Raw genomic sequence first — 24,804 nt, 5'->3', positions numbered from 1 at the left:
GTGTAGCCATGACACACCGCGTCCGACCATGCAGGTCGGGCGCAGGCGAGATCAGATCGCCACCTCGCACGGCGGCTTCGGAACCCGCGCGAGCTGGTGTGTGTTCCGCGGCGGCGCGCGCCGATCGTGGCTCAGGCGCGGCGCCGCGGCGGTCGGCTCAGGGCCGCATGCCGCGCGGCAGCACCGGCAGGCGCGCCAGGAACGCCGGCGCCACGCCCTTGTAGCGCGCGTAGCGCTCGTCCATGCGCCGCGGCACCAGGATGCGCGCGCCGAACATGCCCCAGATCAGCATCACCAGAAACACCAGCGTCCCCACGATCCAGCCGAGGTCGTCGCCGATCGCGATGCCCAGCAACGGGCCGGCAAGGAATCCGCCGAGCGTGAGCAGGATGAAGCCTGTGCGCCGGCGCCGGTGCGTTTCGCACAACCCGAGCAGGTGGCTGCTGCGCTTGCGCGCGATCAACGCGGCGATCGCGTAGACCAGGATGCTCACCAGGATCAGCGCATACCACCCCGGCGCATGCCAGTAGAAGGTGCGCGACTTCATTTCATCGCTGCGCACTGCCGCCCCGCACTTCACGCAATGCGGCGGGAACGGCGTGTCGCGCAGACACAGCAATTCCTCGCCGTCGCGCCACAACGTCTGGCCGGGCAATGGCGGCATATCGGCGGCCTCGATGGCCGTGTCCGGTGCCTGATACGGGTTGAAAGCGTCCTGTTGCATGGCATGCGCCCCCTGCGCGATCCCCGCCCGCGTCATGCGGGAGAGCCGGCGCGCATGGTAGCGCGGCGGCGGCGAAACGCTAAGCGCGGGCGGCCTTTTCACCCCCCGGCCGCAACGACACGGCCGAGTACACTCGCACCTCGACGAGGGCGATGCCGCGACAAGCACCATGTCCGGCGAGAGCCTACCCCCGTGAGCGCGGCCTGTTTGCGCAGCTACCAAGGCAGCGCAACGCTACGCGGGCATGTCGGCGCCGCGCGGATCACTCACCTGATCGGGCAGGCGCAGCGTGCCGACTTCCGGCGCACCGGCAACGCCGCGCTCAGCGCTCGACGATCGCCACCACGCCCATGCCGCCGGCGGTGCAGATCGAGATCAGCGCGCGGCCGCCGCCGCGCTCCTGCAGCTGCTTGGCGACGGTGGCGACGATGCGCGCGCCGGTGGCGGCGAACGGATGGCCGGTGGCCAGCGACGAGCCCAGCGGATTGATCTTGGCCGGATCGATCTGGCCCAGCGGCGTGTCCAGGCCCAATCGGGTGCGGCAGTAGTCCTCGCTCTCCCAGGCGCGCAGGGTGCACAGCACCTGCGCGGCGAAGGCCTCGTGGATCTCGTAGATATCGAAGTCCTGCAGGCGCAGGCCGTGGCGCTTGAGCATCTCCGGCACGGCGATGGTCGGCGCCATCAGCAGGCCTTCGCCGTGCACGAAGTCCACCGCCGCCACCTGCGCATCGCGCAGGTAGGCCATCGGCGCGTGGCCGTGCGCCTGCGCCCACTCCTCCGAGGCCAGCAACACCGCCGCGGCGCCATCGGTCAGCGGGGTGGAGTTGGCCGCGGTCAGGGTGCCGCGGCCGCTGGTCTTGTCGAACGCCGGCTTCAGCGTGGCCAGCTTCTCCAGCGAGGTGTCCGCGCGCAGGATGTTGTCGCGCTCCACGCCGCGGAACGGCGCGATCAGGTCGGCGAAGAAGCCGCGCTCGTAGGCGGCGGCCAGCTTGTGGTGCGAGGACACCGCCCAGGCGTCCTGCGAATCACGGCCGATGTTCCACTGCTTGGCCATGTCCTCGCAGTGGTCGCCCATGCTCTTGCCGGTGCGCGGCTCGGCCACGCCGGGGAACTCGGGCTTGAGCTCGGCGAACTTGAAGCCGCGGGTCAGCGCGCGCAGCTTGTCGCCGGTGCTCTTGGCGCGGTTGGCGGCCAGCAGCCGCGCGCGCAGCTTCTTGCCGTAGACGATCGGCACCTCGGAGGTGGTGTCCGAACCGCCGCCGATGCCCGAGTCGATCTGCCCCAGCGCGATCTTGTTGGCCACGGTGATGATGCTGTCCAGGCTGGTGCCGCAGGCGCGCTGCAGGGTGATGCCGGGGGTCAGCGGCGACAGCCCGGAGGACAGCGCGGCCTCGCGGCCCAGGTTCCAGTCGCTGGAGTGCTTGATCACCGCGCCCATCGCCACCTCGCCCAGCTGCTGGCCGTGCAGGCCATAGCGCTCGACCAGCGCGCCCAGCGTGCGCACCGACATGCCGAGGTTCCCGACATCCGCGTACGCCGTGTTCTGCCGGCAAAACGGAATGCGGACGCCGCCGAGGATGGCGACGGGACGGGCTGCTGGCATGGGATTACCTCGCGCGAGGGGAGTCGGGGACATGGCCTGCACGTTAGCGCAGGCATAATGAAGCGAGTGTAGCTACGCGCCCGCCACGGGCCAACCGCCAATCTCCATGAACCAAGCCGTCGCCAACAGCCACGCCCGCGGGGTGATCGCCCTGGAACTGTCCGCCGGGCGCGCCCCGGCCCACGCCGCGCTGCCGCACGCGCAGGCCGCCGAGCTGGCCGAGAAGGTCGGCCGCGATCTGGCGCAGCTGGTGCCGGCGGTGCGCGAGCTGGAGCTGAGCCTGGCCGGCGCGCATTTCGACCCGGCCGAGGTGCTGCGTCCGGGCTGGCCGATCCACCGGCGCCTGGAGGAACTCGGCGTCCGCGCCCCCGGACGCGCCGACGGCCCGCGGCTGCTGGCTTTCGGCAGCGACGCCGACGGCACCGTGCCGTTGCCGTTCCAGGCCGATACCGGCCTGCTCGGCGGCGCGCTGCGGGTGGTGCCGTTCCTGCTCAGCGGGCCGGCGGACCTGCTGCAGCCGGTGGCCGACGCGCTGGAGGACGTGCTGCTGGCGCAGGGCATGGCGCAGCCGGACACCGCCTTGCTGGCGCAGCAGGCCTTCGGCGCCCAGATCGAACACGCGCGCTACCTGACCGGCAACGACCTGGCCGCGATGATGTCGATGCAGTACGACAACCAGGGCCTGGCGGCGCTATGGCCGCTGATCGAGACCGCCCTGCTGGCGCCGGAGCAGGAGGAGTGGCTGGCCACCGCGCCCGAGCCGCTGCTGCGCTACCGCGGCGGCGAGGTGCGCATGGCGCTGTTCGATCCGGCCAGTTGGTGCGCGCACTACGCGCACGACCGCCAGGACTGCGACCGCCTGCAGCGGGTCTACGAGCAGTACCTGGCCCGCCAGCGGCAACTGGCCGCGGTGCTGGAAGCGCACGGCCTGCCGGTGCTGTACGTGCACTGTGAGAGCGGGCAGGACGCCAAACAGGCGCTGGCAGCCGCCTGAGCGACGCTGAGATGCGCGATCTTTTGACGGTGTCGGCGTTGCGTGCCCGCCTGCTCGCTGGCGAACACCTCAAATTCGTGTACTTCTGGGGACACACGCCAAAGCGGCCGGGCGAAATCGACCGAAGCTGCTTCAGCCAATGGTTCGAAGCGCCCTTCGTGCTCGATGCGGTCTCCTATCCGACCGCCGAGCACTACATGATGGCCGGCAAGGCGCGCCTGTTCGGCGATCACGACGCCTGTGCACGCATTCTTGCGGCATCTCATCCCGGCGAAGCGAAAGCGATTGGTCGCCAGATCCGCGGTTTCGACGAGCAGACCTGGCGCAGAGCACGCATGCAGTTGGTCGTCGAGGGAAACCTCGGCAAATTCGGCCAGCACGATGTGCTGAGAACGTTCCTGCTCGCGACTCAGGAACGGGTCTTGGTCGAGGCCAGCCCGGTCGACCGGATTTGGGGGATTGAATTGGCGGCGGACGACCCGCGGGCAGCCGACCCCGCGCAATGGCAGGGCGACAACCTCTTGGGCTTCGCACTGATGCACGTCCGCCAGCACCTGGCCAAATCAGGAACCACCTGAGACTGGCGAGCGGTCGCAGCGTGCGACCGCTCCGCTGCAGCGGCACTTCGCCGACTTCTTGGCTGCAGCGTGCGCATCGGTATCGGTGCCGCGCCTGGCGGGGAGGCCGGCGCCCGGAGACCGGGCGCCGGTTTGCATTGCGCGATCGCGATTCGGCGCTGGGATCGCGCCGTCTTACTGTGCCGGCGCTGCCGCCGCGTCGCCCTTGATCACGCCGCAGGCCAGGCGGCCGCCGGCGTTGCCGGTGGGCTGGGTCTTGTAGTCGTCCGGGTCGGCATGGACGATCACCGCGTGGTTGAGGATGTCGAAACCATCGCCCTTGCCGATGTTGACGTTGTTGGACACCGGCGCGTCGATCGTGGCCTTGCCCTCGGCGTCGGCCTTGAGGTTGGGCATGTCGCCGCCATGGTGCGGATCGGCGCCGACCTGGCCGTGGTCGGTCTTGGCCGGGTTGAAGTGGCCGCCGGCGCTGCTGCCGTCGGGCGCGCTGCAATCGCCGAATTCGTGGATGTGGAAGCCGTGCTCGCTGTTGGGCTTGAGCCCGGTGATGGTGCCGGTGACGTGCACCGCGCCGCCGACCACGTTGAACTTGACCTCGCCGGCGACCTGATTGCCCTGGGTCGGGCTCAATGCGGCGCTGGCGGCGGTGGAGGCGGCCGGCGCAGGTGCCGGTTCGGCCGCCGGAGCCGGCTCGGCGGCGGGCGCCGGGGCAGCGGTGGAGGCGTCCGCGGCGGGTTCTTCGCGCTTGCAGGCACCGAGCGCGAGCGTGGTGGCCAGGAACAACACGGTGGGAAGCGTACGCATGAAGGTTCTCCTTGCTGGGTCCGCGGAATGCGGACGGACGCCCGGGCAGACCCGGGCGGATGAGCGGTCAGCGCAGCGCGCGGATCACGCCGCAGGCCACGCGCGCGCCGGCGTTGCCGGCCGGCTGGCTGCGGTAGTCGTCGGGATCGGCATGCGCGACCAGCGCGCGGCCGACGATGTCGTTGGCCGCGCCACCGCCGAGCACCACGCCGTGCAGCAGTACGTCGACCTGCGCGGTGCCGTCGGCGGTGGCGGTGAGGTTGTCCATGTCACCGGCGTGGTGCGGGCCGCTGTTGGCGCGGCCATGCGGCGCGCCAAGCGGATTGAAGTGGCCGCCGGCGCTGCTGGCATCGGCCGCGCTGCAATCGCCGCGCTCGTGGACATGGAAGGCGAACGCGCGGCTGGGCTGCAGGCCGCCGAGGATGCCGGTGATGCGCACCCCGCCGGGCGCGGCCACCAGCGACAGCTTGCCGCTGACCAGGCTGCCGGAGGCCGGCGCCAGCACGGCCTGCGCCTGCTGCACGGTGCCGCTGAGCGGCAGCGGCGGCGCCTTCGATGGTGGCGGCGCGGGCGGTGCCGGCGGCGTGCTGCTGCAGCCGGCCAGCACCAGCAACGCGCTTCCTACGATGGCATGCAAGCGGTGACGCATCGGCATTTTGGCTCCTTGTGCAGCGGAAACTAGAAGGATGGCCGTTCAAAGCTCATGAAGGCTACGGCCGCGCGCAAGTCTAACCGGCGCGCGGCGGACGCCGTTTTGCTGCACTGTGTCACGCCTGCCGGCGCCGCCGCACCTATAGTCCCGGCGCGATGGCGACCCGCAAACTCCGCCCCGCGCTGGCGACGACCGCATGGCCTGGCGGCGCGCTGAGCGCGCTGTACCAGCGCTGCCGGCCGGCGCTGCTGTCGTTCTTCCGCCATCGCGTGGCCGACCCCAGCGAGGCGGAAGACCTGACCCATCAGGTCTTCGCCAATCTGGCCGCATCGCCCGGCGCGGTCTGCGACGACGGCTACCTGTTCCGCAGCGCGACCAACCTGCTGCGCGACCGCGCCCGCCGCGAGAAGGTGCGCAGCCTGCATCGGCAGCGGCAAGGCGCGACGGCCGAGCATGCGGTGGAGACGCTGGATCCGCCGCGGGTGCTGGCCGGGCGCCAGGCGCTGGGCGAGGTCGCCGATGCGCTGGAGCGGCTGGCGCCGCGCACCCGCGCGATCTTCCTGCAGTTCCGCTTGGAGAACATGAGCCAGGCGCAGATCGCCAGCCGTTACGGCATCTCGGTCAGCGCGGTGCAGAAGCATCTGTTGCGCGCCATGACCGAACTGGCGGAGTTGATGGAGCGTGCGCCGTGAGCCGCGCGCAGGCCGGCGCCGAGGACGCCGCGCGCTGGTGCCTGCTGCTGGCCGGCGGCGAGCTGTCGCCGGCGCAGCGGCAGGCCTTGCAGCGCTGGCTGCAGGAGGATCCCGCGCATGCGCGCCTGCTCGCGCGGGCGCAGCGCGCCTGGGACATGACCGGCGCCGCCGCCGCGCATCCGCGCGTGCAGGCGCTGCGCCGCGCCGCGCGCACCGACCTGCAGCGCGCGCGGCGGCCGGCGCTGGCCTGGGCGGCGGCCGCGGCGCTGGCGCTGGCGGCGATCGGCAGCTGGTGGCTGTTGGCGCCGACGGTGTACCGCACCGGGCTGGCGCAGCAGCGCCAGGTGGTGCTGGACGATGGCTCGGCGCTGACGCTGGACGCCGACAGCCAGGTGGAGGTGCGCTACAGCGGCCGCCTGCGCGAAGTGCGGCTGCGCCGCGGGCGCGCCGCGTTCAGCGTGGCCAAGCAGCGCGAGCGGCCATTCGTGGTCGACGCCGGCGCCAGCCGCGTGGTCGCCACCGGCACCGCGTTCAGCGTCGAACGGGTCAGCGAGCAGGTGCGGGTGGTGCTGTACGAAGGCAGCGTGCGCATCGAAAACCAGGACCGCGGCGTAGCCACGGCCAAAGCCTCCGCGCCGCCGCAGCGGCTGGCCGCCGGCCAGGCCTGGACCTCGGCCGCGCCGGGAGCCGCGCAGCCGCGCGTGGTGCGGGTGGATCCGGCGCAGGAACAGGCCTGGCGCAGCGGCCTGCTGCTGTTCGACGACGAGCCGCTGGCGGTCGCGGTGGCGCGGGTGAACCGCTACAGCCCGGTGCAGCTGCGACTGGCCGACCGCAGCACCGGGCAGCTGCGGGTCAGCGGCATGTTCAAGGCCGGGGACAGCGCCGCCTTCGTCTCCGGCGTGACCGCGGTGCTGCCGCTGCGCGCACGCAGCGGCGACGCCGGGGCGATCGTGCTCGAGGCGCGTTGAGGGCCGGGAATCGGGAATCGGGAATCGGGAATCGGGAATCGCAAGAGCGTATTCCAGGCACGCGCTGCCGCCGACCGCGCGCGCCTTCCGCTGTTCCGATTCCCCATTCCCGATTCCCAGCCCCAAGTGTGTGTTTTCCCCACTGGTGCGTGTTCTTCCTAGCGAGCGCGTCGCCTTGCCGGCGGCGCCGTCCCTGCCATGAGGAGAGAGAGCCCGTCATGTCGCCATCGTCGCGTCCCCGTCCGCTTTCCCAGGCCGTGCGTGCCTGCCTGCAGTTCGGCCTGGCCCTGTCGCTGAGCGCCCCGGCGCTGGCGCTGGCGCAATCGCCGCCGGCGCCGACCGCCGCCCGCATCGCCTTCGACATTCCCGCGCAGGACCTGCCCGGCGCGCTGGCCGCCTTCGGCCGCGTTTCCCAGCAACAGCTGGCGTACGACCGCGCGGTGGTCGCCGGCAAGCGCAGCAGCGCGCTCAGCGGCAGCTACGGCGCGCAGGAAGGGCTGGACCTGCTGCTGGCCGGGACCGGGCTGAGCGCGCGCGCGGCCGGCAACGGGGTGCTGGTGATCGAGGCGGCGCCGGCCAGCGGCGGCGCGCAGACGCTGGACGCGGTGATCGTCACCGGGACCACCGCCGCGCACCGCACCGTGCTGCAGTCGTCCTCGGCGATCACCGTGGCCGACCAGCAGGCGCTGGAACGCAAGGCGCCGCGCAGCACCGCGCAGGCGCTGGAGCTGATCCCGGGCATGTTCGTGGAAGCCTCCGGCGGCGAGATCTCCAACAACTTCTCGGTGCGCGGCATGCCCGGCGGCAGCCAGCAATTCGTGCAGCTGTCCGAGGACGGGCTGCCGGTGTTCTACACCAATGCGCTGGCCGACACGATCCTCAAGCAGGAGGTGAGCATCGACCGCATGGAGGCGGTGCGCGGCGGCACCTCCGGCATCCTCACCGCCAACGGCGCCGGCGCCACGGTCAACTTCCTGACCCGCAAGCCCGGCGCCGAGCCGGAAGGCACGCTGCGCCTGACCACCTCCTACTTCGGCACGCGCCGCATCGACCTGTGGCAGGGCGGGCCGATCGACGCCAACTGGCAGTACAGCGTCGGCGGCTTCTACCGCCGCGCCGACGGGGTGCGCGACCCGGGCTTCACCGGCGACCACGGCGGCATCTTCCGCGCCGCGATCGGGCGCATGTTCGAGCGCGGCGAATTCGGCTTCAGCCTCAAGTTGGTCGACGACCACAACACCTTCCAGTTGCCGATCCCGCTGCAGGACCCGGGCGATCCGCGCGGCGTGCCCGGCCTGGATGCCAGCACCGGCACCATGCTCAGCCGCGACAATGCGGTGATGGACGTGCGCACCGCGCCGGCCTCCGGGCGTAGCTGGCAGCGCCACGACCTGCGCGACGGCGTGCATGTCACCGCGGTGGCGCCCGGCTATCACGTCGAATACGACATCAACGATGGCCTGACGTTCCGCTCCAAGGGCCGCTACACCGACTTCAAGAGCGATTTCAATTCGGTGTTCAGTTCCGACAACGCCTCGCTGGTGCCGGCGACCTATCGCCTGGACCGCGCCAACTTCGGCGACATCGGCGTGCTGCTGGACCGCTTCGCCGCGCAGGGCGCGGTGACCGCCGGGTTGCGCCGGGTCCGCAACGGCGAGGTGATCGCCGGCGCCGATGCGCTGAACGCGCTCAACGGCAACGGCCTGGTCACCCACAGCATCACCGGCGACAACCGCCGCGACGTGGAAGAATTCGTCAACGACGCCAGCCTGACCTGGCACGACGAGCGCAACAGCTTCACCGCCGGCCTGCTGTATTTCCACAGCCGGGTGCGCGATTCCAACATCGGCGCCTCGACCTTCGTCAGCGAGGTGCGCAACCGGCCCGACCGCATGGACATCGTCGCGCTCGACGCCGCCGGCAACGCGGTCGGCTCATTGACCGAGAACGGCCTGCTCAACTACAGCAACTGGGGCGACAGCAACAACCATTACAGCGCCGATTCGTTCTCGCTGTACCTCAACGACGAGTTCCAGGCCACCGAGCGCCTGCGCATCGACGGCGGCGTGCGCGTGGAGCGCTACGACATCGATTTCTACGAAGGCATCTCCACGCCGATGCAGCCGATCGCCGGCGCGTTCGACGCCAACGGCAACGACGTCGACACCATCATCGCCAACAACTACCTGGCGCAGTTCGGCGGCGGCGCGTTCACCGGCAACTACCGGCACTACGATGGCGGCTTCACCGAGACCGCCGCGACCCTGGGCGGCACCTACCTGCTGACCGACAACTTCGCGCTGTATGCGCGCTATGCGCGCGGCTTCCAGGCCAACGGCCGCTTCGATCCGGTCAAGATCGACTTCGGCGAGGTCGGCCTGCGCTACCAGAGCCGCGTGCTGACCGCCTCGCTGACCGGCTTCCGCACCACCTACAAGGATTTCCTGTTCTCGCGCCTGCCGCCGGGCGCGGCGACCGAGGTGCGCTTCTACTCGGACATCGTCTCCAACGGCGTGGAGTTCGACGTGCTGTGGAAGCCGGCGCGCTACTTCCAGCTGCAGGCCACCGGCGTGGTGCAACGCTCCGAGGTCCAGGTCAACGACGACCAGGGCACCGGTTTCGCGCGGCTGTTCGACGGCAACAAGCCCGAGCGCACGCCGCCGGTCAACGTCACCGTGACCCCGAGCCTGCTGCTGCCCGACGGACGCGGCGAGATCTACCTGTCCTACCACTACCTGGACAAGATGTATTCGGACATCGCCAACAGCCTGGAGCTGCCCAGCTACGGCGTGTGGAGCGCGGGGGTGACGTACCGGCTCACGCCGAAGTGGCAGCTGCAGGCGAACCTGGACAACCTGACCGACGAGGTGGGCTTGACCGAAGGCAATCCGCGCTCGGGCTTCGCCGAGAACAGCGGCGCGTCCGGCGCTTTCTACGCGCGGCCGATCCTGGGCCGCAACCTGCTGCTGAGCCTGACCTACGACTTCTGAGCGAGGGCCCCCCGCCATGCCCGTTCTTTTCCGCCGCAGCGCCGGCGTCGCGCTGGCGCTGTCGATGGCGCTGTGCGGCCCTGCCCTCGCCGCGCAGGCGCCAGCCACCACGCAGGCCGACAGCGGCAGCGGCGAGATCCTGCGCTTCCAGATCCGCGAAGGCCGCAACGCCAATTACTTCTACCGGCACGGGCCGGTCGCCGCGCACGTGCTGCTGACCTCCGGCACGCAGCCGCGGCTGCTGGCGGCGTTCCCGGCCGGCAACAGCGGCGCCGGGCTGTGGTTCGCGGCCAGCGCCGCGCCGGTGCAGTGGCAGGCCCAGGGCGAACCGCACGAGTTGGTTCGTACCGACGCGCACGGACGCACCTTGCGCGGCGTGGCGCTGGAGGCCAGCAGCGACGCGGCCACGTTGACGGTGCGCGAGGCGGTGCTCGGCAGCGTGCGCGTGCTGCGCGACTTCCAAGCGCTGGGCAAGCGCCCGGACGCGGTGGCCGCCGCGCCGGTGCGCGACGGCCAGCGCTTGCGCTGGGCACGCGACCGGCTCGACGGCGCGGCCGGCTACGCGCTGGACCTGAAGGTGCTCGACGGCCGCATCGAGGCCCGCGCCGGCCAACCGATCGTGCTGCACGCGCCTGCGGACAGGCCGCTGCGGGTGCGCTTCAGCGCGCTGACCGGCGAGCCGCCGCTGACCCCGCTGGACACGGCGCAGCTGTTCGCGCCGGCCGCCGGCGGCGATCCGCGCAGCCGCCAGGCGCTGGCCTTCCTCAGCTACCGCGAGAAGCTGCTGGCCGGTTCCTGGCGCTTCGACACCTACTTCGGTCGCGACACGCTGATGTCGCTGCGCCTGCTGCTGCCGGCACTGGCGCCGGACGCGGTGGAGGCCGGGCTCGGCGCGGTGCTGGCGCGGCTGGACCGCGACGGCCAAGTCGCGCACGAGGAGGACATCGGCGAATTCGCGGTGCTGCGCCATCGCCGGCGCGACGGCCGCGACGACGCCACGCCGATCTACGACTACGGCATGGTCGACGACGACTTCATGCTCGCGCCGGTGATGGCGGCCTGGCTGCTGGACAGCGCCGACGGGCGCGCACGCGCCGCCGCGTTCCTGGCCCGCACCACCCCCGACGGCGAGCGCTACGGCGCCGCGCTGGCGCGCAACCTGGCCTGGGTGGTGGAGCGCAGCGCCGCGTTCGCGCAGACGCCGCGCTGGGATCGCCTGATCGCCCTGCAGCCGGGCCACAGCGCCGGACAGTGGCGCGACAGCGAGCACGGGCTGGGCGGCGGCCGCTATGCCTACGACGTCAATGCGGTGTTCGTGCCGGCGGCGCTGCAGGCGATCGCGCGGCTGCAGGCGCAGGGCCTGCTACAGCCGTATCTGGATCCGGCACAGGCGCAGCGTCTGCAGCGCGCGGCCGGGTTCGCCGAACGCTGGCAGCGGCATGCGCCGGCACTGTTCGCGGTCGCGCGCACGCCGCAACAGGCGCGTGCCGCGGTCGCCGCGTACGCGGCCGCGACCGGCGTGGATCCGGCGCCGGCGCTGGCCGCGCTGCCGCGCACGCCGCTGCGCTTCGCCGCCCTGGCGCTGGACGCCGCCGGACAGCCGCTGCCGGTGCTGCATTCCGATGGCGGATTCGCGCTGCTGTTCCTGGACCCGTCCGCGGACGCGCTGAATGCGTTGGTCGACGCGCAGCTGCGGCCGTTCCCGGCCGGGCTGATGACCGATGTCGGGCTGCTGGTGGCCAATCCCGCGTATGCGCCGGCGCTGCAGGCGCAGTTCGGCGCCGATGCGTACCACGGCACCGTGGTGTGGTCGTGGCAGCAGGCGGTGCTGGCCGCCGGCCTGGAGCGTCAGCTGCGACGCAGCGACCTGCCCGCGGCGACCCGCGCGCGCCTGCTGGCGGCGCGTCAGCGGCTGTGGACGGCGATCGACGCGGCGCGCGAGGTGCGCACCTCGGAGCTATGGTCGTGGACCTACCGCGACGGCCGTTACGCGGTGCGCGCGTTCGGCCAGGACCACGGCGACGCGGACGAATCCAATGCCGCGCAACTGTGGAGCACGGTGTTCTTGGCGTTGCGGCCTTGAATGCCGGGAGTCGGGAATCGGGAATCGGGAATCGGGAATCGCAAAAAGCTATCCGCGGCGCGCGTTACGGAATGCAGGTGAGGTCGTGCGCGGCACTAATCGCTCACCTGCGCCGGACCGCTGTTCCGATTCCCCATTCCCGATTCCCGACTCCCAAGGCCCGCTGCAAGCGGGCCTTCAACGCCGGCGCCGACCGGGCCCCAGCTTGCGCGTCACCGTGTTGCGGCCCACGCCCAGGCGCGCGGCGGCTTCGGCGCGGCGGCCCTGGGTGAAGCGCAGCGCCACTTCCAGCAGGGCCTTGTCGAAGCGCTCGCGGGCTTCGGCGTGCAGGCCTTCGGCGCCCTCGGCCAGGCGCTGCTGCGCCCAGGCCGACAGTTGCGCGTCCCATTCGCCGCCCTCGCCCACGCGCTCGCGACGGCTGCCACGCAGCAAGGCCGCGTCCACGTCGTGCGCGTCGATGATTTCGGCCGGCGCCAGCGCCGCCAGGCGCCAGCACACGTTCTCCAGTTCGCGCACGTTGCCCGGCCAGGCGTAGCCGCGCAGCGCGTCCAGCGCCGCCGGCGCCAGCCGCTTGGGCGGGGTGTCGAGCTTGCGCGCGGCCATCGCCAGGAAGTTCTCGGCCAGTTGCGGCACGTCGGCGCGGCGCTCGCGCAGCGGCGGCAACTGCAAGCGCACCACGTCCAGCCGGTGCAGCAGGTCGGCGCGGAAGCGGCCCTGTTCGACCAGCGCCTCCAGGTCCTGATGGGTGGCGGCGATCACCCGCACGTCGACCCGGATCAGCTCGCGCCCGCCGACGCGGAAGAATTCGTTCTCGGCCAGCACGCGCAGCAGCCGGGTCTGCAACGGCAACGGCATGTCGCCGATTTCGTCGAGGAACAGGGTGCCGCCGTCGGCCTGCTCGAAGCGGCCGATGTGGCGGCGCTGGGCGCCGGTGAAGGCGCCGGCCTCGTGGCCGAACAATTCGCTCTCCAGCAGTTCGGCAGGGATCGCGGCGGTGTTGAGCGCGACGAAGGGCTTGCGCGCGCGCGGCGATTCGTTGTGCAGCGCATGCGCGACCAGTTCCTTGCCGGTGCCGGTCTCGCCGTTGATCAGCACCGACAGCGGCGCCTGCGCCAGCCGGCCGATGGCGCGGAACAGCGCGCGCATCGCCGGGGTGTCGCCGATCAATTCGGCGCTGCCCTGGCTGGGCGCCGGCGCTGCCGCCTCCGCACCGGCATCGGCACCGGCGTCGGGCAGCGCGCGCGCGGCCAGCGCCACCGCATCGTCCAGGTCGAACGGTTTGGACAGGAATTCGTGCGCGCCGCCGCGGAACGCGCCGGCGGTGCTGGCCACGTCGGTGTAGGCGGACATCACGATCACCGGCAACTGCGGATGCGCGGCCTTGAGCTTGTCCAGCAGCACCAGGCCGTCGTCGCCGGGCATGCGCACGTCGGTGAACAGCAGATCCGGCGAGGGCCGCTGCGCCAGCGCCTGCAGCGCCGCGGCGGCGCTGTCGAAGCCATCCACGCTGTAGCCGGCGTCGCGCAGCGCGGTGGACAGCACGAAGCGGACCGACCGGTCGTCGTCGACCACCCAGATGCGTTGCGCTCCGTGCGGGGATTGGGTCATCGCGATGCTCCTAGTCGGGATCCGCTGCGGCCTGCGGCAGCAACAGGGTGAAGACGGTATGCCCGGGGCGGGAGCGGAAGCTCAGCGAACCGGCATGTTCGCGCGCCACCTGCTGGGCCAGCGCCAGGCCCAGCCCGCTGCCCTCGGCGCGGCCGCTGACCAGCGGCAGGAACAGGTGCTCGGCCAGTTCCTCCGGCACGCCGCGGCCATCGTCGACGATTTCCAGGCGCACGCCGCGCGCGTGCACGCGGTCGCGGATGCGCTGGCCGTGCTCGACGCGGGTGCGCAGGGTGATCTGCGCGGCGCCGGCCTGGATCGCGTTGCGCACCAGGTTCCATGCCGCCTGGGTGAGGCGGTCGGCATCGCCGAGGAATTCGGGGATGCTCGGGTCGTAGTCGCGCTGCAGGCGCACCGACCAGCCGCCTTCGTTCTCGGCCAGGCGCAGCACCCGCTCCAGCACCGCGTGGATGTTGAGCATGGCGTGCGGCCGCGCCGGCGCCGGCGACAGCAACTGGTCGAGCAGGCTGTTGAGCCGCTCGATCTCCGCGCCGATCAGCTCGATCAGTTCGCGCTCGTCCTCGTCGCGGTGCTGCGCCCGCCGCGCCAACAACTGCGCGGCGCCCTTGAGTCCGGCCAGCGGATTGCGCAGTTCGTGGGCCAGGCCCTTGAGCGCCGCGCCCAGCGCGTTGGGCAGCGCCTGCGCCGGGTCCAGGGTGGGAAACTCGTCGACCGGATGCGCTTCCAGCAGCCAGCCACCGTCGTCCATCCGCGCCAGCCAGCCTTCGGCGAAGCGCGGCGGCTCGCCGGGCACGGCCAGCGCCATGCGGTGCAGGCGCAGCACGTCGCGCTCGTGGTTGCGCAGGAACCGCGCCAGCGCATCGCCCTGCACCTCCAGCGAGGCCAGCGGCTGGTCGAGCAGGCGCCGCGCGCTGACCCCGAGCCAGCGCGCGAAGGCCGGATTGACGCCGAGCAGGCGACCGTCGGCGTCGGCCCAGGCCACCGGGGTGCCGAGGGCGTGGAGCGAGGGCGAAGGTGAGGTCATGGGCATTGCACCAATGTAGTGCAAAGCGGGGTGGCGCGCGCTGGCCGGCACTGGCCGGCATCGCGGGCGATTGCTGCCACCGCTGCCATCGTCACCGGTGCGCACGCGGCGCCGACGACGGAGCAAGGAAGAAGTTGGGGTCGGGCGAGGCTGGCGGCCACGCAGGAATACCTCGATCGCTGAAAAACTGCCGTCGTTCCGCCCCAGGGAGCGCCGGCGATGGCCTCAGGCCGCCAGGATCGGCGCGGCCGGTCGCGGGCGGGATTGCCGCAACGGCCCGCGACCTGCGGTCGCGGGCCGGTCTTGCTCAGGACTCGTAGGCCGATTCGCCGTGCGAGGTGATGTCCAGGCCTTCGCGCTCGGCTTCTTCCGGCACGCGCAGGCCGAACACCAGCTTGGCGACCAGGAAGCCGACCACCGAGACCACGCCGATCCACACCAGGGTGATCAGCACGCCTTCGGCCTGGATCAGCACCTGGTGGCCGATGCTGTAGTCGCCGCCCTTCTGCCCGCCCAGCGACGCGGCGGAGAACACGCCGGTCAGGATCGCGCCGATGATGCCGCCCAGGCCGTGCACGCCGAACACGTCCAGGCTGTCGTCGGCCCCGAGCAGGCGCTTGAGTCCGGTGACGCCCCACACGCACAGCACGCCGGCGGCCAAGCCGATGGCGATCGCGCCGAACGGCCCGACGGTGCCGCAGGCCGGGGTGATGCCGACCAGGCCGGCGACCATGCCCGAGGCCACGCCCAGCGCCGAGGACTTGCCCTTGATGATCTTCTCGGTCAGCGACCAGCCCAGGATCGCGGCGGCGGTGGCCAGCAGCGTGTTGAGGAAGGCCAGCGCCGCGCCGGCGTTGGCTTCCAGGTTGGAGCCGGCGTTGAAGCCGAACCAGCCCACCCACAGCAGCGAGGCGCCGACGAAGGTCAGGGTCACGTTGTGCGGCTTGATCGCCTCGCGGCCGAACCCGGTGCGCTTGCCGACGAAGTAGGCGCCGACCAGGCCGGCGATACCGGCATTGATGTGCACCACGGTGCCACCGGCGAAGTCCAGCGCGCCCTTGTCGAACAGGTAGCCGCCAGTGGCCCAGACCATGTGCGCCAGCGGCAGGTAGCCGAAGGTGAACCAGATCACCGTGAACAGCAGCACCGCGCCGAACTTCACGCGCTCGGCGAAGGCGCCGACGATCAGCGCGCCGGTGATGCCGGCGAAGGTCAGCTGGAAGCCGACGAACACGTACTCGGGCAGGCTCACGCCCTTGGTGAAGGTCGCCGCCAGGCTCTCGATCGTCACGCCTTTCAGCAACGCCTTGTCCAGGTTGCCCACCCACGGGCCTTCGCCGGAGAAGGCCAGGCTGTAGCCGTAGACCACCCACAGCACCGCGATCAGCGAGAACACCACCGCGACCTGGATCAGCACCGACAGCACGTTCTTGGCGCGGACCATGCCGCCGTAGAACAGCGCCAGGCCCGGCACCACCATCAGCAGCACCAGCACGGTGGAGGTCAGCATCCAGGCGACGTCGCCCTTCTCCACCACCGGCGCGGCGGCGGCGGGCGCGGCGGCGGCGGCCGGCGCCGCCGGCGGGGTCAATTGTTCGGTGACCACGTCCGGCGTCGGTGCCGGCGTCACCTCGGCCTGGGCGAACGCCGTGACCGGCACGCCCGCCGCCATCGCGCTGACCAGCATCAGCATGCACACCGCGTAGAACCGGGCCTTCCACCCGGAGAACAGACCTGTCTTCATGAAGGGCTCCAGAGTGGGGTTAGAGCGCATCTGCGCCGATTTCGCCGGTACGGATCCGGATGACCTGCTCGATCGCGGTGACGAAGATCTTGCCGTCGCCGATCTTGCCGGTCCCGGCCGCGGTCTGGATCGCCTCGACCACGGCGTCCAGGCGTTCGTCGGTCACCACGGTCTCGATCTTGATCTTGGGCAGGAAATCGACGACGTACTCCGCGCCGCGGTACAGCTCGGTGTGGCCCTTCTGCCGACCGAAGCCCTTGACCTCGGTGACGGTGATGCCGGACACGCCCGCCTGCGACAAGGCCTCGCGGACCTCGTCGAGCTTGAACGGCCGGATGATGGCGGTGATCAGTTTCATGCGCATACCCCGTTGGTGGAAGGAACCGGCTGGCGAACGCGTGCCGGCAGTTTGCATGGCGTCGGCGCCGCCCGGCGGCGCCGTCCTGCTGCGCGGTGCGTGCCGCGGATCACGCCGTGGCGCGGCGCACACGCGGTGCGTCGGCGACGGCGACGTGGGAGGGAGCGTGGCCCACGGCACGCAAGCGCGGTCTTTCGTGGTGCATCCCCTGGACACAACCAACTGTTGCGATCGATTCGGGCGCGAACCACCCGCCCGGCTCCCCAGCCGAGTAGGTGGCGGCGATGACGAAGGAGGGAGGGGAAACCTTCGCCACCGCCGCGCGTGGAACTCAGTTCGCGTAGTACAGCTGGTATTCCAGCGGGTGCGTTGCGGCGCGGAACTTGGTCACTTCCTGCATCTTCAGCGCGATGTAGCCGTCGATGAAGTCGTCGCTGAACACGCCGCCGGCCTTGAGGAACTCGCGGTCGGCGTCGAGCGCTTCCAGCGCCTGGTCGAGGCTGGAGCACACCTGCGGGATCTTCTTCTCCTCTTCCGGCGGCAGGTCGTACAGATCCTTGTCGCTGGGCGCGCCCGGGTCGATCTGGTTCTTGATGCCGTCCAGGCCGGCCATCATCAGCGCGGCGAAGGTCAGGTAGCCGGACTGCAGCGGATCGGGGAAGCGGATCTCGATGCGGCGCGCCTTCGGGTTGGAGACCCACGGAATGCGGCACGAGGCCGAGCGGTTGCGCGCCGAGTAGGCCAGCATCACCGGCGCCTCGAAGCCCGGGACCAGGCGCTTGTAGCTGTTGGTGCCGGAGTTGGTGAAGGCGTTGATCGCCTTGGCGTGCTTGAAGATGCCGCCGATGTACCACAGCGCCAGCTGCGACAGGCCGCCGTAGCCGTCGCCGGAGAACAGGTTGGTGCCGCCCTTGGCCAGCGACTGGTGCACGTGCATGCCCGAGCCGTTGTCGCCGACGATCGGCTTGGGCATGAAGGTCGCGGTCTTGCCGTTGCGGTAGGCCACGTTCTTGATGATGTACTTCATCATCATCAGTTCGTCGGCCTTCTTCACCAGCGAGTTGAACTTGGTGCCGATCTCGCACTGGCCGGCGGTGGCCACCTCGTGGTGGTGCACTTCGACCTCGATGCCGACCTGCTCCAGGGTCTTGCACATCTCCGCGCGCAGGTCCTGCAGCGAATCGGTCGGCGGCACCGGGAAGTAGCCGCCCTTGACCGCCGGACGGTAGCCGCTGTTGCCGCCTTCGATCTTGCTGCCGCTGCTCCAGGCCGCTTCTTCCGAATCGATCTTGAAGAAGGTGTGGCCCATCTCGTTGCCGAAGCGCACGCCGTCGAAGATGAAGAATTCCGGCTCCGGGCCGAAGAACGCCTGGTCGGCGATGCCGCTGGACTTGAGGTAGGCCTCGGCGCGCTTGGCGACGCCGCGCGGGTCGCGGTCGTAGCTCTGCATGGTGGCCGGGTCGAGGATGTCGCAGGTCAGCACCAGGGTCGGATCGGCCATGAACGGGTCGATGAAGGCGGTGTCGGCGTCGGGCAGCAGGACCATGTCGGACTCGTTGATGCCCTTCCAGCCGGCGATCGAGCTGCCGTCGAACATCTTGCCTTCCTCGAACAGCGCCGGCTCGATGATGCTGACCGGGAAGGTCACGTGCTGCTGCACGCCGCGCATATCGACGAACCGCAGGTCGACGAACTCGACCTTGTTGTCCTTGACCAGCTTCTCAATAGTTTCCGCAGACATCGATGCAACCTCGGGTTGGTGAATGACTTGGCTGGCATGACAGCAATCGGCATGCCAACTGTGATGTATTCACAAGTCCTTGATTCTGGTGAAGGACGCACGCCAACAGGGCGGCCGCGTCGCACCACATCGGTGCAGTTCTGATTCTGCGCACTTAAATGGTGCGCAAAACAATGCTCTATCCTTTCCCGGCTCTCCCTCCCCCACGAGTCCTCCTCCCCCATGAGCGACATGTTTTCCGCCCTGCTGCTGGGCATCATCGAAGGCCTGACCGAATTCCTGCCGATTTCCAGCACCGGCCACCTGCTGATCGCCGAGCAATGGCTCGGCCGCCGCTCGGACTTCTTCAACATCGTGATCCAGGCCGGCGCGATCCTGGCCACCACCCTGGTGTTCCGGCAGCGGCTGTGGACGCTGGCCACCGGCCTGGGCGACCGCGCCAATCGCGACTACGTGATGAAGCTGGGCGCCGCGTTCCTGGTCACCGCGGTGGTCGGCCTGGTGGTGCGCAAGGCCGGCTGGCAGTTGCCGGACACGGTGCATCCGGTGGCCTGGGCGCTGGTGATCGGCGGCATATGGATGCTGGTGGCCGAGCATTTCGCCGCGCGCCTGCCGGAGCGCGACACGGTGACCTGGAAGGTCGCGATCGCGGTGGGCCTGGCGCAGGTGGTGGCCGGCGTGTTCCCCGGCACCTCGCGCTCGGCGGCGACGATCTTCCTGGCGATGCTGCTGGGCCTGAGCAAGCGCTCGGCGGCGGCCGACTTCGCGTTCATGGTCGGCATCCCGACCATGTTCGCGGCCAGCGGCTACTCGTTCCTGGAGCTGTACAAGGACGGCGCGCTGGGCAGCGAGGACTGGGGCGATGTCGCCATCGCCTTCGCCGCCGCGGTGGTGACCGGCTTCGTCGTGGTGAAGTGGCTGCTGGGCTACATCAAGTCGCACCGCTTCACTGCATTCGCGGTGTATCGCATCGTGCTGGGCGTGGCACTGCTGCTGTTGCTGCCGGGGGCGTGAGGCGCCACCTTCTCCCAGAGCGGGAGAAGGTGGCGCGCAGCGCCGGATTAGGGGACGGGCGAAGCCTTGTGCGCCCACACTCCGCGCGTCGCTTTCGCGCCGGACCCTCACCCCAACCCCTCTCCCGGTGGGAGAGGGGCTAGCGGCTGTTCCTTCTCCCCTCGGGAGAAGGTGCCCCGCAGGGGCGGATGAGGGTACGGGCGCAGCCTCGTGCGCCCACACTCCGCGAGACGCTTTCGCGCCGGACCCTCACCCCAACCCCTCTCCCGGTGGGAGAGGGGCTAGCGGCTCTTCCTTCTCCCTTCGGGAGAAGGTGCCCCGTAGGGGCGGATGAGGGTACGGGCGCAGTCTCGTGCGCCCACACTCCGCGAGACGCTTTCGCGCCTTACCCTCACCCCAACCCCTCTCCCGATGGGAGAGGGGCTTAGGCCGGCTTAGGCGAGCTTGGGATTCAGGCTGTACGTGCCGTACAGGCTGGCCTCGCCCAGCACATGGCCCTGCATCGCGCGCAGCGCGTCGGCGGCGGTGAAGCGGGCCGGCAGGTCCAGCGTGGCCACGTCCAGCGCGAACAGGCGGAAGAAGTAGCGGTGCAGGCGCAGGTCGTTGGCCGGCGGATACGGGCCGTCGTAACCGTAGTAGTCGCCGCCCATCTGGGCGTCGCCGGCGAACCAGTCGGTGTAGCTGTTCAACCCCTGCCGCGCGCCGGGCAGGCCGGGCGGCTGGCGCTTGCCCTTGGCGACCACGCCATCACTGGCGCTGCCCTCGGCGATGGCGCGCACGTCGGCCGGAATCTCAACGGCAGCCCAATGCACGAAATTGGTGCGCGGCTGCTCGACCGGGATCTGCACGTCGTCGCGGCCGACCATCTCGGCCACGGTCGGCACGTCCGGGTCGATGCACAGCAGCACGAACGACGCGGTGCCGGCCGGCACCGCGTCCCAAGCCAGGTGCGGGTTGCGGTTGGCGGCGAAGCCGTCGGCCTGGCCCATCGCGTAGGTCGCGGGGATCGGCTTGCCGGGCTGGATGCTGTCACTGCGAAGACGCATGCGGAATGCTCCTTGGGGGATCAGGTTTCAGCGTAGCCAAGCCGCACGGCGACCGGCGTGAGCAGGGCGAACGCGGCCGCCAGCGGCGCCGCGTAGGCGCGCCAGTGACCGGCCGGCAGGCGCGGCGGGCCGAGCGTGGGCACGGTCGGGAACGGAACCCCGAACGCCTGCTCCAGCGCCGCGGCCACCGCCGCCGGGTCGGCCTCGATCCCGTCCAGGCGCAACAACCGGTGCGGATACAGGTCCTGCTCGTGCAGGTCGGCGACCTGCGCCAGCAGCGCCGCCAGCCACTGCGCGCCGGCCTCCGGCGAGGCCAGCCCCAGCGGCGCCGGCGCGCCGTTGGCGAGCCAGTCCAGCAACATGTCGCGCGGGTCGCGCAGGGCGATCAGCAACCGGCCTTCCGGCAGGTGCGGGCGCAGCGCGCGCAGCAGCGCGTTGTCCCACCACAGCAGCCAATCGACGATGTTGCCGTCGTCGATGCCGCGCGCCGGCAATTGCGCGCGCCACTCGGCGAGCAGCGCCGCGCCGTCGAGTTCGCCGCCGTCCAGCTGCGCGATGGTGCGATAGCGCTGGAAGCCGTCGGTGGGCGGCTGGGTGCCGAAGCGGTCGCTGCGCAGCACCTGGCTGGAGGCGCCCAGCACCGCGATCAGCCGCTCCACGCCGCTGCCCGGCGCGCCCCACACGAACAGCGGCCGCGCGCGCGCCTGCGGGTCGATCTCGCCCAGCGGCGGCCACTGCGCCGGCGCCTGGCCCAGCGGCGGCAGCGGCAGCAGGTGCGGCAACTGCTCCTGCTGGAAGGTCAGCCAGGTCGCCAGCGCCTCGTGCGGGCGCCCGGCGGCATCCTGCACCGCCGCCAGCCAGGGCCGCACGCGGGTCTGTTCGTTCTCGGGCAGGCGCAGCATCAGCCCGCGCACGTGGTCGATCGCCGCGTCGTGCGCGCCGCGCTCCAGCAGTGCCTCGACGATGCGTTCCTCGCCGCTGAGGCGACCCGGCTCCAGCGCCACGATGCGCCGCGCCACCGTTTCGGCCTGATCGCGTTCGTCGGCCATGTCGTGTACCCGCAACTGCGCCTCCAGCGCCGGCACGTGCTCGGGCATCGCCGCCTGCCAGCGCGCGATCAGCGCGCGCGCCTCGGCGCCGCCGATCGGCTCCAGCGCCAGCCGCGCCAGCCACAGTTCGTGCGCGTCGGACGTGGTGGCCAACGCCGCCTCCAGGGTGGCGCGGGCGTCGTCGACCGCGCCCAGCCGCTGCCAGGCGATCAGCGCCGCGTGCAGGGTGCGGCGGTCGGCCGGGGCCACGCCCAGCGCGCGCCGCAGGTGCTCCAGCGCGACGTCCGGGCGCCCGGCCTGCAGCGCGTATTCGCCGGCCAGGCGCCGCATGCCGGCGGTGTCGCTGACCGGATCGGCCAGCACCGTGTCCAGCGCCGCGATCGCGTCGTCGAGGCGGCCCTGGCGATGCGCCAACTGCGCGACCAGCGCCATCAGCGCACTGGTGCCGGAGGTCAGCGCGGCGACGCGGCGGAACGCGGTCTCGGCGAAGGCCAGGTGCTGCTTCTCCAGGTAGGCGAAGCCCAGCGCGTACAGCAGCCGCGGATCGTCGGGCAGCGCCTTGCTGGCCTGCGACAGCAGCGCCAGCGCGCGATCGGCGTCGCCGCGGCGCAGCGCCAGCATGCCGTCCAGGCCCAGCAGTTGCGGATGCTCCGGATCCAGCCGCGCGGCGGTGCGGCTGAGCCGCTCCACTTCGTCCAGATCGCCGCGGCCCAGCGCCAGGTGCGCGCGCATCACGTAGGCCAGGAACTGGTTCGGATCCAGCGCGGCGGTGCGCGCTAGGGCGTCCTCGGCCTGGGCCAGGTCGTTGGCGCCGAGCAGCATGCCGGCGCGCAGCAGGTGCAGGCCGGCGTCTTCCGGCGCCAGCGCGATGGCCTGGTCGATGCTGGCCAGCGCGGCGGCGGCGTCACCGTTCTGCTGCTGCGCCAGCGCCAGCCACCGGTGCGCCTGCGCGTCGTCGGCGGCGTCGGCCACCCAGTCCTGGGCGATGCGCAGGGCATCGGCATTGGCCTGGCGGCGCAGGGCGTCGAGAATGTGCTCTTGCATGGAGGGTCCGGCTCGGGGCAAACCGGCATTGTAGCGGGACGCTCTCGCCGCCCGGGCCGGCGCCGACCGGGCCTGCCGGTATGGGACGCGGCGCGCCAGCGGGAGCGCAGCGCAATCGGGCACGGCCCAGCGCCGGGCCAGGGGCATCGCCTGGCCGGCGTGCCCGGCAGTCCGTCAGGATCAGTCCGTCAGGCCTTCGGTGAGGCGCTCGGCCACCCAGCGCTCGGCGAAGCCGTCGCCGCGCGCGTTCTCGATGAAGCCGCAATGCCCGCCCCAGCGCGCGATCTCCAGCCGTGCCGGCGGCGGCAGGCGCCAGCTGCGGAAATCGTCCAGCGGGATCACCGGGTCGTCCTCGGCCATCAGGATGTCGGCCGGCACGGTCAGGCCCAGCAGGCGGTCGCCGGCGATCGAATAGCTGTCGAAGTAGGCTTCCAGGCTGGCGAAGCCGGCGTGCCGCTGCGCCAGCCAGCCCATCAGTTCGCGCATGTCCAGAGCCAGGGTGGCGTCGTCGTAGCCGTGCCGGTCGGGGAACAGTTCGCGCTTGCGCAGCAGCGATTCGCGCCACTTGCGGCGGAAGTACCAGTCGTAGAACTGCGGGCCGTTCTCGATCCGCTGCATGGTGGTGGCCGGATCCAGCAACGGACACACCGCGGCCACGTGGCGCAGCGGCAGGCCGGCGGCCGGCGCGCGCATGGCCAGGCGCAGCGCGAAGTTGCCGCCGAGCGAATAACCGGCGGCCAGCAGGGTCGGGGCCGGGAAGCGCCGCCACAGGTCGCCGGCGGCGTTGACCACCTCGTCCAGGCGATCGGAATGGAACAGGTCGACGTTGAGGTGGTGGGTGCCGCCGTGGTCGCGGAAGTTGAGCCGGAACACCTGGTAACCGCGCGCCAGCATCTGCGCGGCGGTCAGGCGCATGTAGCTGGAGTCGGCGCTGCCCTCCCAGCCGTGCAACAGCAGCACGGTCCCACGCGGCTCGGCCCCGGCCGGCACGCTCAGCCAGCCCTGCAGGCGCACGCCGTCGCCGCCATCGAGGATGTGCGAGGTGGTGGTCGCCCCGCTGGCGGCGAGCAGCTGTTCGCCGCGGCGCACGCGCAACACGCTGGAACCCAGCACCGATTGTAGGTGCGGGTTGCGCAGCCACCGCGGGGGGGAATAATCGGCGGCGTTCATCATCGCTCGCGAGCTTGCGCCAGGTGATTGGAGCAATGCGTCAAATCGTCCGGGCCGCGATGCCGCATGGTCAGCGCTGCGCCATCGCCGCGATGATGCGCGCGCGCGAGATCTCGGCGATGCGCCGGCGCCCTTCCACGTCCTGCAGCCGGATCGGCTCCAGGAAATGCACTTCGGCCACCGCGCCGGGCTCGCCGAGCAGGCGCAGGAAGTTGGCGAAGAAGCTCTCGTGCGGGCCGAACGCGACGACGGTCTGCGCCGATCCGCCAGCGCCGTAGCGCAGCGCCACCGGCTGCACCGCCACCTCGGCCTCCACCGCGGCCTGGAAGATCCGCGCGTGGAACGGGCCGACGTCGTGGCCGCCGCGGGTACGGCCTTCCGGGAACACGCCGACCGAGCGCCCGGAGCGCAGCCGTTCCAGCATCGCCTGCAGCACCCCGCCCAGCGATTCGGTGCTGCCGCGCTGGTGGAAGATGGTCTGCCCGCGCGCGGCCAGCCAGCCGACCAGCGGCCAGCCGGCGATCTCGCGCTTGGCGACGAAGCCCATCATGCGCTGGCTGTGCAGCATCACGATGTCGATCCAGCTGACGTGATTGGCGACGAACAGGACCGGGTTGGGCAGCGGCGTGCCGATGCGGCGCACGCGCAAGCCGAAGATGCGCAACAGCCAGGTCGACCACCAGCAGACCACGCGGTCGCCGAAGGATTCGGTGCCGGCGCGGCCGGGCGACAGCGCCATGCACACCAGCAGGAACGGCAGCGAAAACAGCACATGCAAGGCCAGCAGCGGCACACGGTAGCCGTAACGAACCCAGCGCAGCGCCCCACCGTGTCGGCGCGTGGCGGGTGGGGAGAACTCGCTCATTCGGACAAGGGTACCGGAAGCCGGGGGAGAAGCTG

20 protein-coding genes are annotated in these 24,804 nt (G+C 71.2%); 7 read left to right on the top strand and 13 right to left on the bottom strand.

Features of this window, described 5'->3' with window-relative positions; translation table 11 throughout:
• Positions 1-157: 157 nt before the first annotated feature.
• Positions 158-724: a hypothetical protein gene (locus tag AB3X07_RS01405; RefSeq protein ID WP_369942087.1), complete on the bottom strand. Its 567-nt coding sequence runs from the start codon at positions 722-724 to the stop codon at positions 158-160.
• 322 nt (positions 725-1,046) lie between these two features.
• Positions 1,047-2,327 (bottom strand): acetyl-CoA C-acetyltransferase, encoded by a 1,281-nt coding sequence (locus tag AB3X07_RS01400; RefSeq protein WP_369942085.1) that lies wholly within the window; start codon positions 2,325-2,327, stop codon positions 1,047-1,049.
• A gap of 106 nt (positions 2,328-2,433) precedes the next feature.
• Here AB3X07_RS01400 and AB3X07_RS01395 point away from each other — a divergent pair, with 106 nt between their 5' ends.
• On the top strand, positions 2,434-3,321 hold the full coding sequence (locus tag AB3X07_RS01395; RefSeq protein ID WP_369942083.1) for a hypothetical protein: 888 nt from the start codon (positions 2,434-2,436) through the stop codon (positions 3,319-3,321).
• Between the two features lie 11 nt (positions 3,322-3,332).
• Entirely contained in the window at positions 3,333-3,899 is a 567-nt protein-coding gene (locus AB3X07_RS01390; protein ID WP_369942081.1) for an NADAR family protein, read from the top strand.
• A 174-nt stretch (positions 3,900-4,073) separates the two neighbouring features.
• Here the strand turns inward: AB3X07_RS01390 and AB3X07_RS01385 are convergent, their stop codons facing one another.
• Together AB3X07_RS01385 and AB3X07_RS01380 are read right to left on the bottom strand one after the other, a co-directional pair.
• A complete protein-coding gene (locus AB3X07_RS01385; RefSeq protein ID WP_369942079.1) occupies positions 4,074-4,703 on the bottom strand; it encodes a superoxide dismutase family protein in 630 nt (209 codons plus the stop codon).
• A gap of 67 nt (positions 4,704-4,770) precedes the next feature.
• Positions 4,771-5,352 (bottom strand): superoxide dismutase family protein, encoded by a 582-nt coding sequence (locus AB3X07_RS01380; RefSeq protein ID WP_369944614.1) that lies wholly within the window; start codon positions 5,350-5,352, stop codon positions 4,771-4,773.
• Between the two features lie 158 nt (positions 5,353-5,510).
• Between AB3X07_RS01380 and AB3X07_RS01375 the strand changes: the two genes are divergently transcribed.
• The 4 genes from AB3X07_RS01375 to AB3X07_RS01360 all read left to right on the top strand — a co-directional run bounded on the left by AB3X07_RS01375 (position 5,511) and on the right by AB3X07_RS01360 (position 12,088).
• Positions 5,511-6,047 carry an RNA polymerase sigma factor gene (locus AB3X07_RS01375; protein WP_369942077.1) on the top strand — a complete coding sequence of 179 codons (537 nt, stop codon included), beginning with the start codon at positions 5,511-5,513 and terminating at the stop codon, positions 6,045-6,047.
• Positions 6,044-7,015 carry a FecR family protein gene (locus AB3X07_RS01370; RefSeq protein ID WP_369942076.1) on the top strand — a complete coding sequence of 324 codons (972 nt, stop codon included), beginning with the start codon at positions 6,044-6,046 and terminating at the stop codon, positions 7,013-7,015. The genes AB3X07_RS01375 and AB3X07_RS01370 overlap by 4 nt, the downstream gene beginning before the upstream one ends.
• Before the next feature lie 218 nt (positions 7,016-7,233).
• Positions 7,234-10,005 carry a TonB-dependent siderophore receptor gene (locus AB3X07_RS01365; protein ID WP_369942074.1) on the top strand — a complete coding sequence of 924 codons (2,772 nt, stop codon included), beginning with the start codon at positions 7,234-7,236 and terminating at the stop codon, positions 10,003-10,005.
• A 16-nt stretch (positions 10,006-10,021) separates the two neighbouring features.
• Complete coding sequence (locus AB3X07_RS01360; protein ID WP_369942072.1) at positions 10,022-12,088, top strand: hypothetical protein; 2,067 nt, start codon at positions 10,022-10,024, stop codon at positions 12,086-12,088.
• 177 nt (positions 12,089-12,265) lie between these two features.
• Here the strand turns inward: AB3X07_RS01360 and ntrC are convergent, their stop codons facing one another.
• The 5 genes from ntrC to glnA form a co-directional block, all read right to left on the bottom strand.
• Entirely contained in the window at positions 12,266-13,696 is a 1,431-nt protein-coding gene (gene ntrC, locus AB3X07_RS01355; RefSeq protein WP_369942070.1) for a nitrogen regulation protein NR(I), read from the bottom strand.
• Positions 13,697-13,706: 10 nt separating this feature from the next.
• Positions 13,707-14,744, bottom strand: a complete 1,038-nt coding sequence (locus AB3X07_RS01350) for a two-component system sensor histidine kinase NtrB (protein WP_369942068.1) — start codon at positions 14,742-14,744, stop codon at positions 13,707-13,709.
• A gap of 301 nt (positions 14,745-15,045) precedes the next feature.
• Positions 15,046-16,482: an ammonium transporter gene (locus tag AB3X07_RS01345; protein ID WP_369942066.1), complete on the bottom strand. Its 1,437-nt coding sequence runs from the start codon at positions 16,480-16,482 to the stop codon at positions 15,046-15,048.
• Positions 16,483-16,501: 19 nt separating this feature from the next.
• Positions 16,502-16,840 (bottom strand): P-II family nitrogen regulator, encoded by a 339-nt coding sequence (locus AB3X07_RS01340; protein ID WP_003470522.1) that lies wholly within the window; start codon positions 16,838-16,840, stop codon positions 16,502-16,504.
• A 331-nt stretch (positions 16,841-17,171) separates the two neighbouring features.
• Complete coding sequence (glnA, locus tag AB3X07_RS01335; protein ID WP_369942064.1) at positions 17,172-18,581, bottom strand: type I glutamate--ammonia ligase; 1,410 nt, start codon at positions 18,579-18,581, stop codon at positions 17,172-17,174.
• 222 nt (positions 18,582-18,803) lie between these two features.
• Here glnA and AB3X07_RS01330 point away from each other — a divergent pair, with 222 nt between their 5' ends.
• On the top strand, positions 18,804-19,595 hold the full coding sequence (locus AB3X07_RS01330) for an undecaprenyl-diphosphate phosphatase (protein ID WP_369942062.1): 792 nt from the start codon (positions 18,804-18,806) through the stop codon (positions 19,593-19,595).
• A gap of 434 nt (positions 19,596-20,029) precedes the next feature.
• Here AB3X07_RS01330 and AB3X07_RS01325 read toward each other — a convergent pair whose 3' ends face one another.
• The 4 genes from AB3X07_RS01325 to AB3X07_RS01310 all read right to left on the bottom strand — a co-directional run bounded on the left by AB3X07_RS01325 (position 20,030) and on the right by AB3X07_RS01310 (position 24,769).
• Positions 20,030-20,641, bottom strand: a complete 612-nt coding sequence (locus tag AB3X07_RS01325; RefSeq protein ID WP_369942060.1) for a YbhB/YbcL family Raf kinase inhibitor-like protein — start codon at positions 20,639-20,641, stop codon at positions 20,030-20,032.
• Between the two features lie 20 nt (positions 20,642-20,661).
• Positions 20,662-22,734 (bottom strand): tetratricopeptide repeat protein, encoded by a 2,073-nt coding sequence (locus AB3X07_RS01320; protein WP_369942059.1) that lies wholly within the window; start codon positions 22,732-22,734, stop codon positions 20,662-20,664.
• A 180-nt stretch (positions 22,735-22,914) separates the two neighbouring features.
• Positions 22,915-23,904 carry a YheT family hydrolase gene (locus AB3X07_RS01315; protein WP_369942057.1) on the bottom strand — a complete coding sequence of 330 codons (990 nt, stop codon included), beginning with the start codon at positions 23,902-23,904 and terminating at the stop codon, positions 22,915-22,917.
• A gap of 70 nt (positions 23,905-23,974) precedes the next feature.
• On the bottom strand, positions 23,975-24,769 hold the full coding sequence (locus tag AB3X07_RS01310; RefSeq protein WP_369942055.1) for a lysophospholipid acyltransferase family protein: 795 nt from the start codon (positions 24,767-24,769) through the stop codon (positions 23,975-23,977).
• Between the last annotated feature and the right edge of the window lie 35 nt (positions 24,770-24,804).

The sequence above is a fragment of the Xanthomonas sp. DAR 35659 genome, assembly GCF_041242975.1.
Classification (GTDB): domain Bacteria; phylum Pseudomonadota; class Gammaproteobacteria; order Xanthomonadales; family Xanthomonadaceae; genus Xanthomonas_A; species Xanthomonas_A medicagonis.
The sequence above is the reverse complement of the archived record's forward strand: the minus strand, read 5'-3'. Positions and strand labels throughout refer to the sequence as shown.

Coding starts and splice junctions, on each gene's coding strand:
- ntrC (WP_369942070.1), bottom strand. CDS start 13,696: ATGACCCAATCCCCGCACGGAGCGCAACGCATCTGGGTGGTCGACGAC.
- AB3X07_RS01405 (WP_369942087.1), bottom strand. CDS start 724: ATGCAACAGGACGCTTTCAACCCGTATCAGGCACCGGACACGGCCATC.
- AB3X07_RS01325 (WP_369942060.1), bottom strand. CDS start 20,641: ATGCGTCTTCGCAGTGACAGCATCCAGCCCGGCAAGCCGATCCCCGCG.
- AB3X07_RS01345 (WP_369942066.1), bottom strand. CDS start 16,482: ATGAAGACAGGTCTGTTCTCCGGGTGGAAGGCCCGGTTCTACGCGGTG.
- AB3X07_RS01315 (WP_369942057.1), bottom strand. CDS start 23,904: ATGAACGCCGCCGATTATTCCCCCCCGCGGTGGCTGCGCAACCCGCAC.
- AB3X07_RS01310 (WP_369942055.1), bottom strand. CDS start 24,769: ATGAGCGAGTTCTCCCCACCCGCCACGCGCCGACACGGTGGGGCGCTG.
- AB3X07_RS01340 (WP_003470522.1), bottom strand. CDS start 16,840: ATGAAACTGATCACCGCCATCATCCGGCCGTTCAAGCTCGACGAGGTC.
- AB3X07_RS01400 (WP_369942085.1), bottom strand. CDS start 2,327: ATGCCAGCAGCCCGTCCCGTCGCCATCCTCGGCGGCGTCCGCATTCCG.
- AB3X07_RS01380 (WP_369944614.1), bottom strand. CDS start 5,352: ATGCGTCACCGCTTGCATGCCATCGTAGGAAGCGCGTTGCTGGTGCTG.
- AB3X07_RS01360 (WP_369942072.1), top strand. CDS start 10,022: ATGCCCGTTCTTTTCCGCCGCAGCGCCGGCGTCGCGCTGGCGCTGTCG.
- AB3X07_RS01350 (WP_369942068.1), bottom strand. CDS start 14,744: ATGCCCATGACCTCACCTTCGCCCTCGCTCCACGCCCTCGGCACCCCG.
- AB3X07_RS01365 (WP_369942074.1), top strand. CDS start 7,234: ATGTCGCCATCGTCGCGTCCCCGTCCGCTTTCCCAGGCCGTGCGTGCC.
- AB3X07_RS01385 (WP_369942079.1), bottom strand. CDS start 4,703: ATGCGTACGCTTCCCACCGTGTTGTTCCTGGCCACCACGCTCGCGCTC.
- AB3X07_RS01375 (WP_369942077.1), top strand. CDS start 5,511: ATGGCGACCCGCAAACTCCGCCCCGCGCTGGCGACGACCGCATGGCCT.
- glnA (WP_369942064.1), bottom strand. CDS start 18,581: ATGTCTGCGGAAACTATTGAGAAGCTGGTCAAGGACAACAAGGTCGAG.
- AB3X07_RS01320 (WP_369942059.1), bottom strand. CDS start 22,734: ATGCAAGAGCACATTCTCGACGCCCTGCGCCGCCAGGCCAATGCCGAT.
- AB3X07_RS01330 (WP_369942062.1), top strand. CDS start 18,804: ATGAGCGACATGTTTTCCGCCCTGCTGCTGGGCATCATCGAAGGCCTG.
- AB3X07_RS01395 (WP_369942083.1), top strand. CDS start 2,434: ATGAACCAAGCCGTCGCCAACAGCCACGCCCGCGGGGTGATCGCCCTG.
- AB3X07_RS01390 (WP_369942081.1), top strand. CDS start 3,333: ATGCGCGATCTTTTGACGGTGTCGGCGTTGCGTGCCCGCCTGCTCGCT.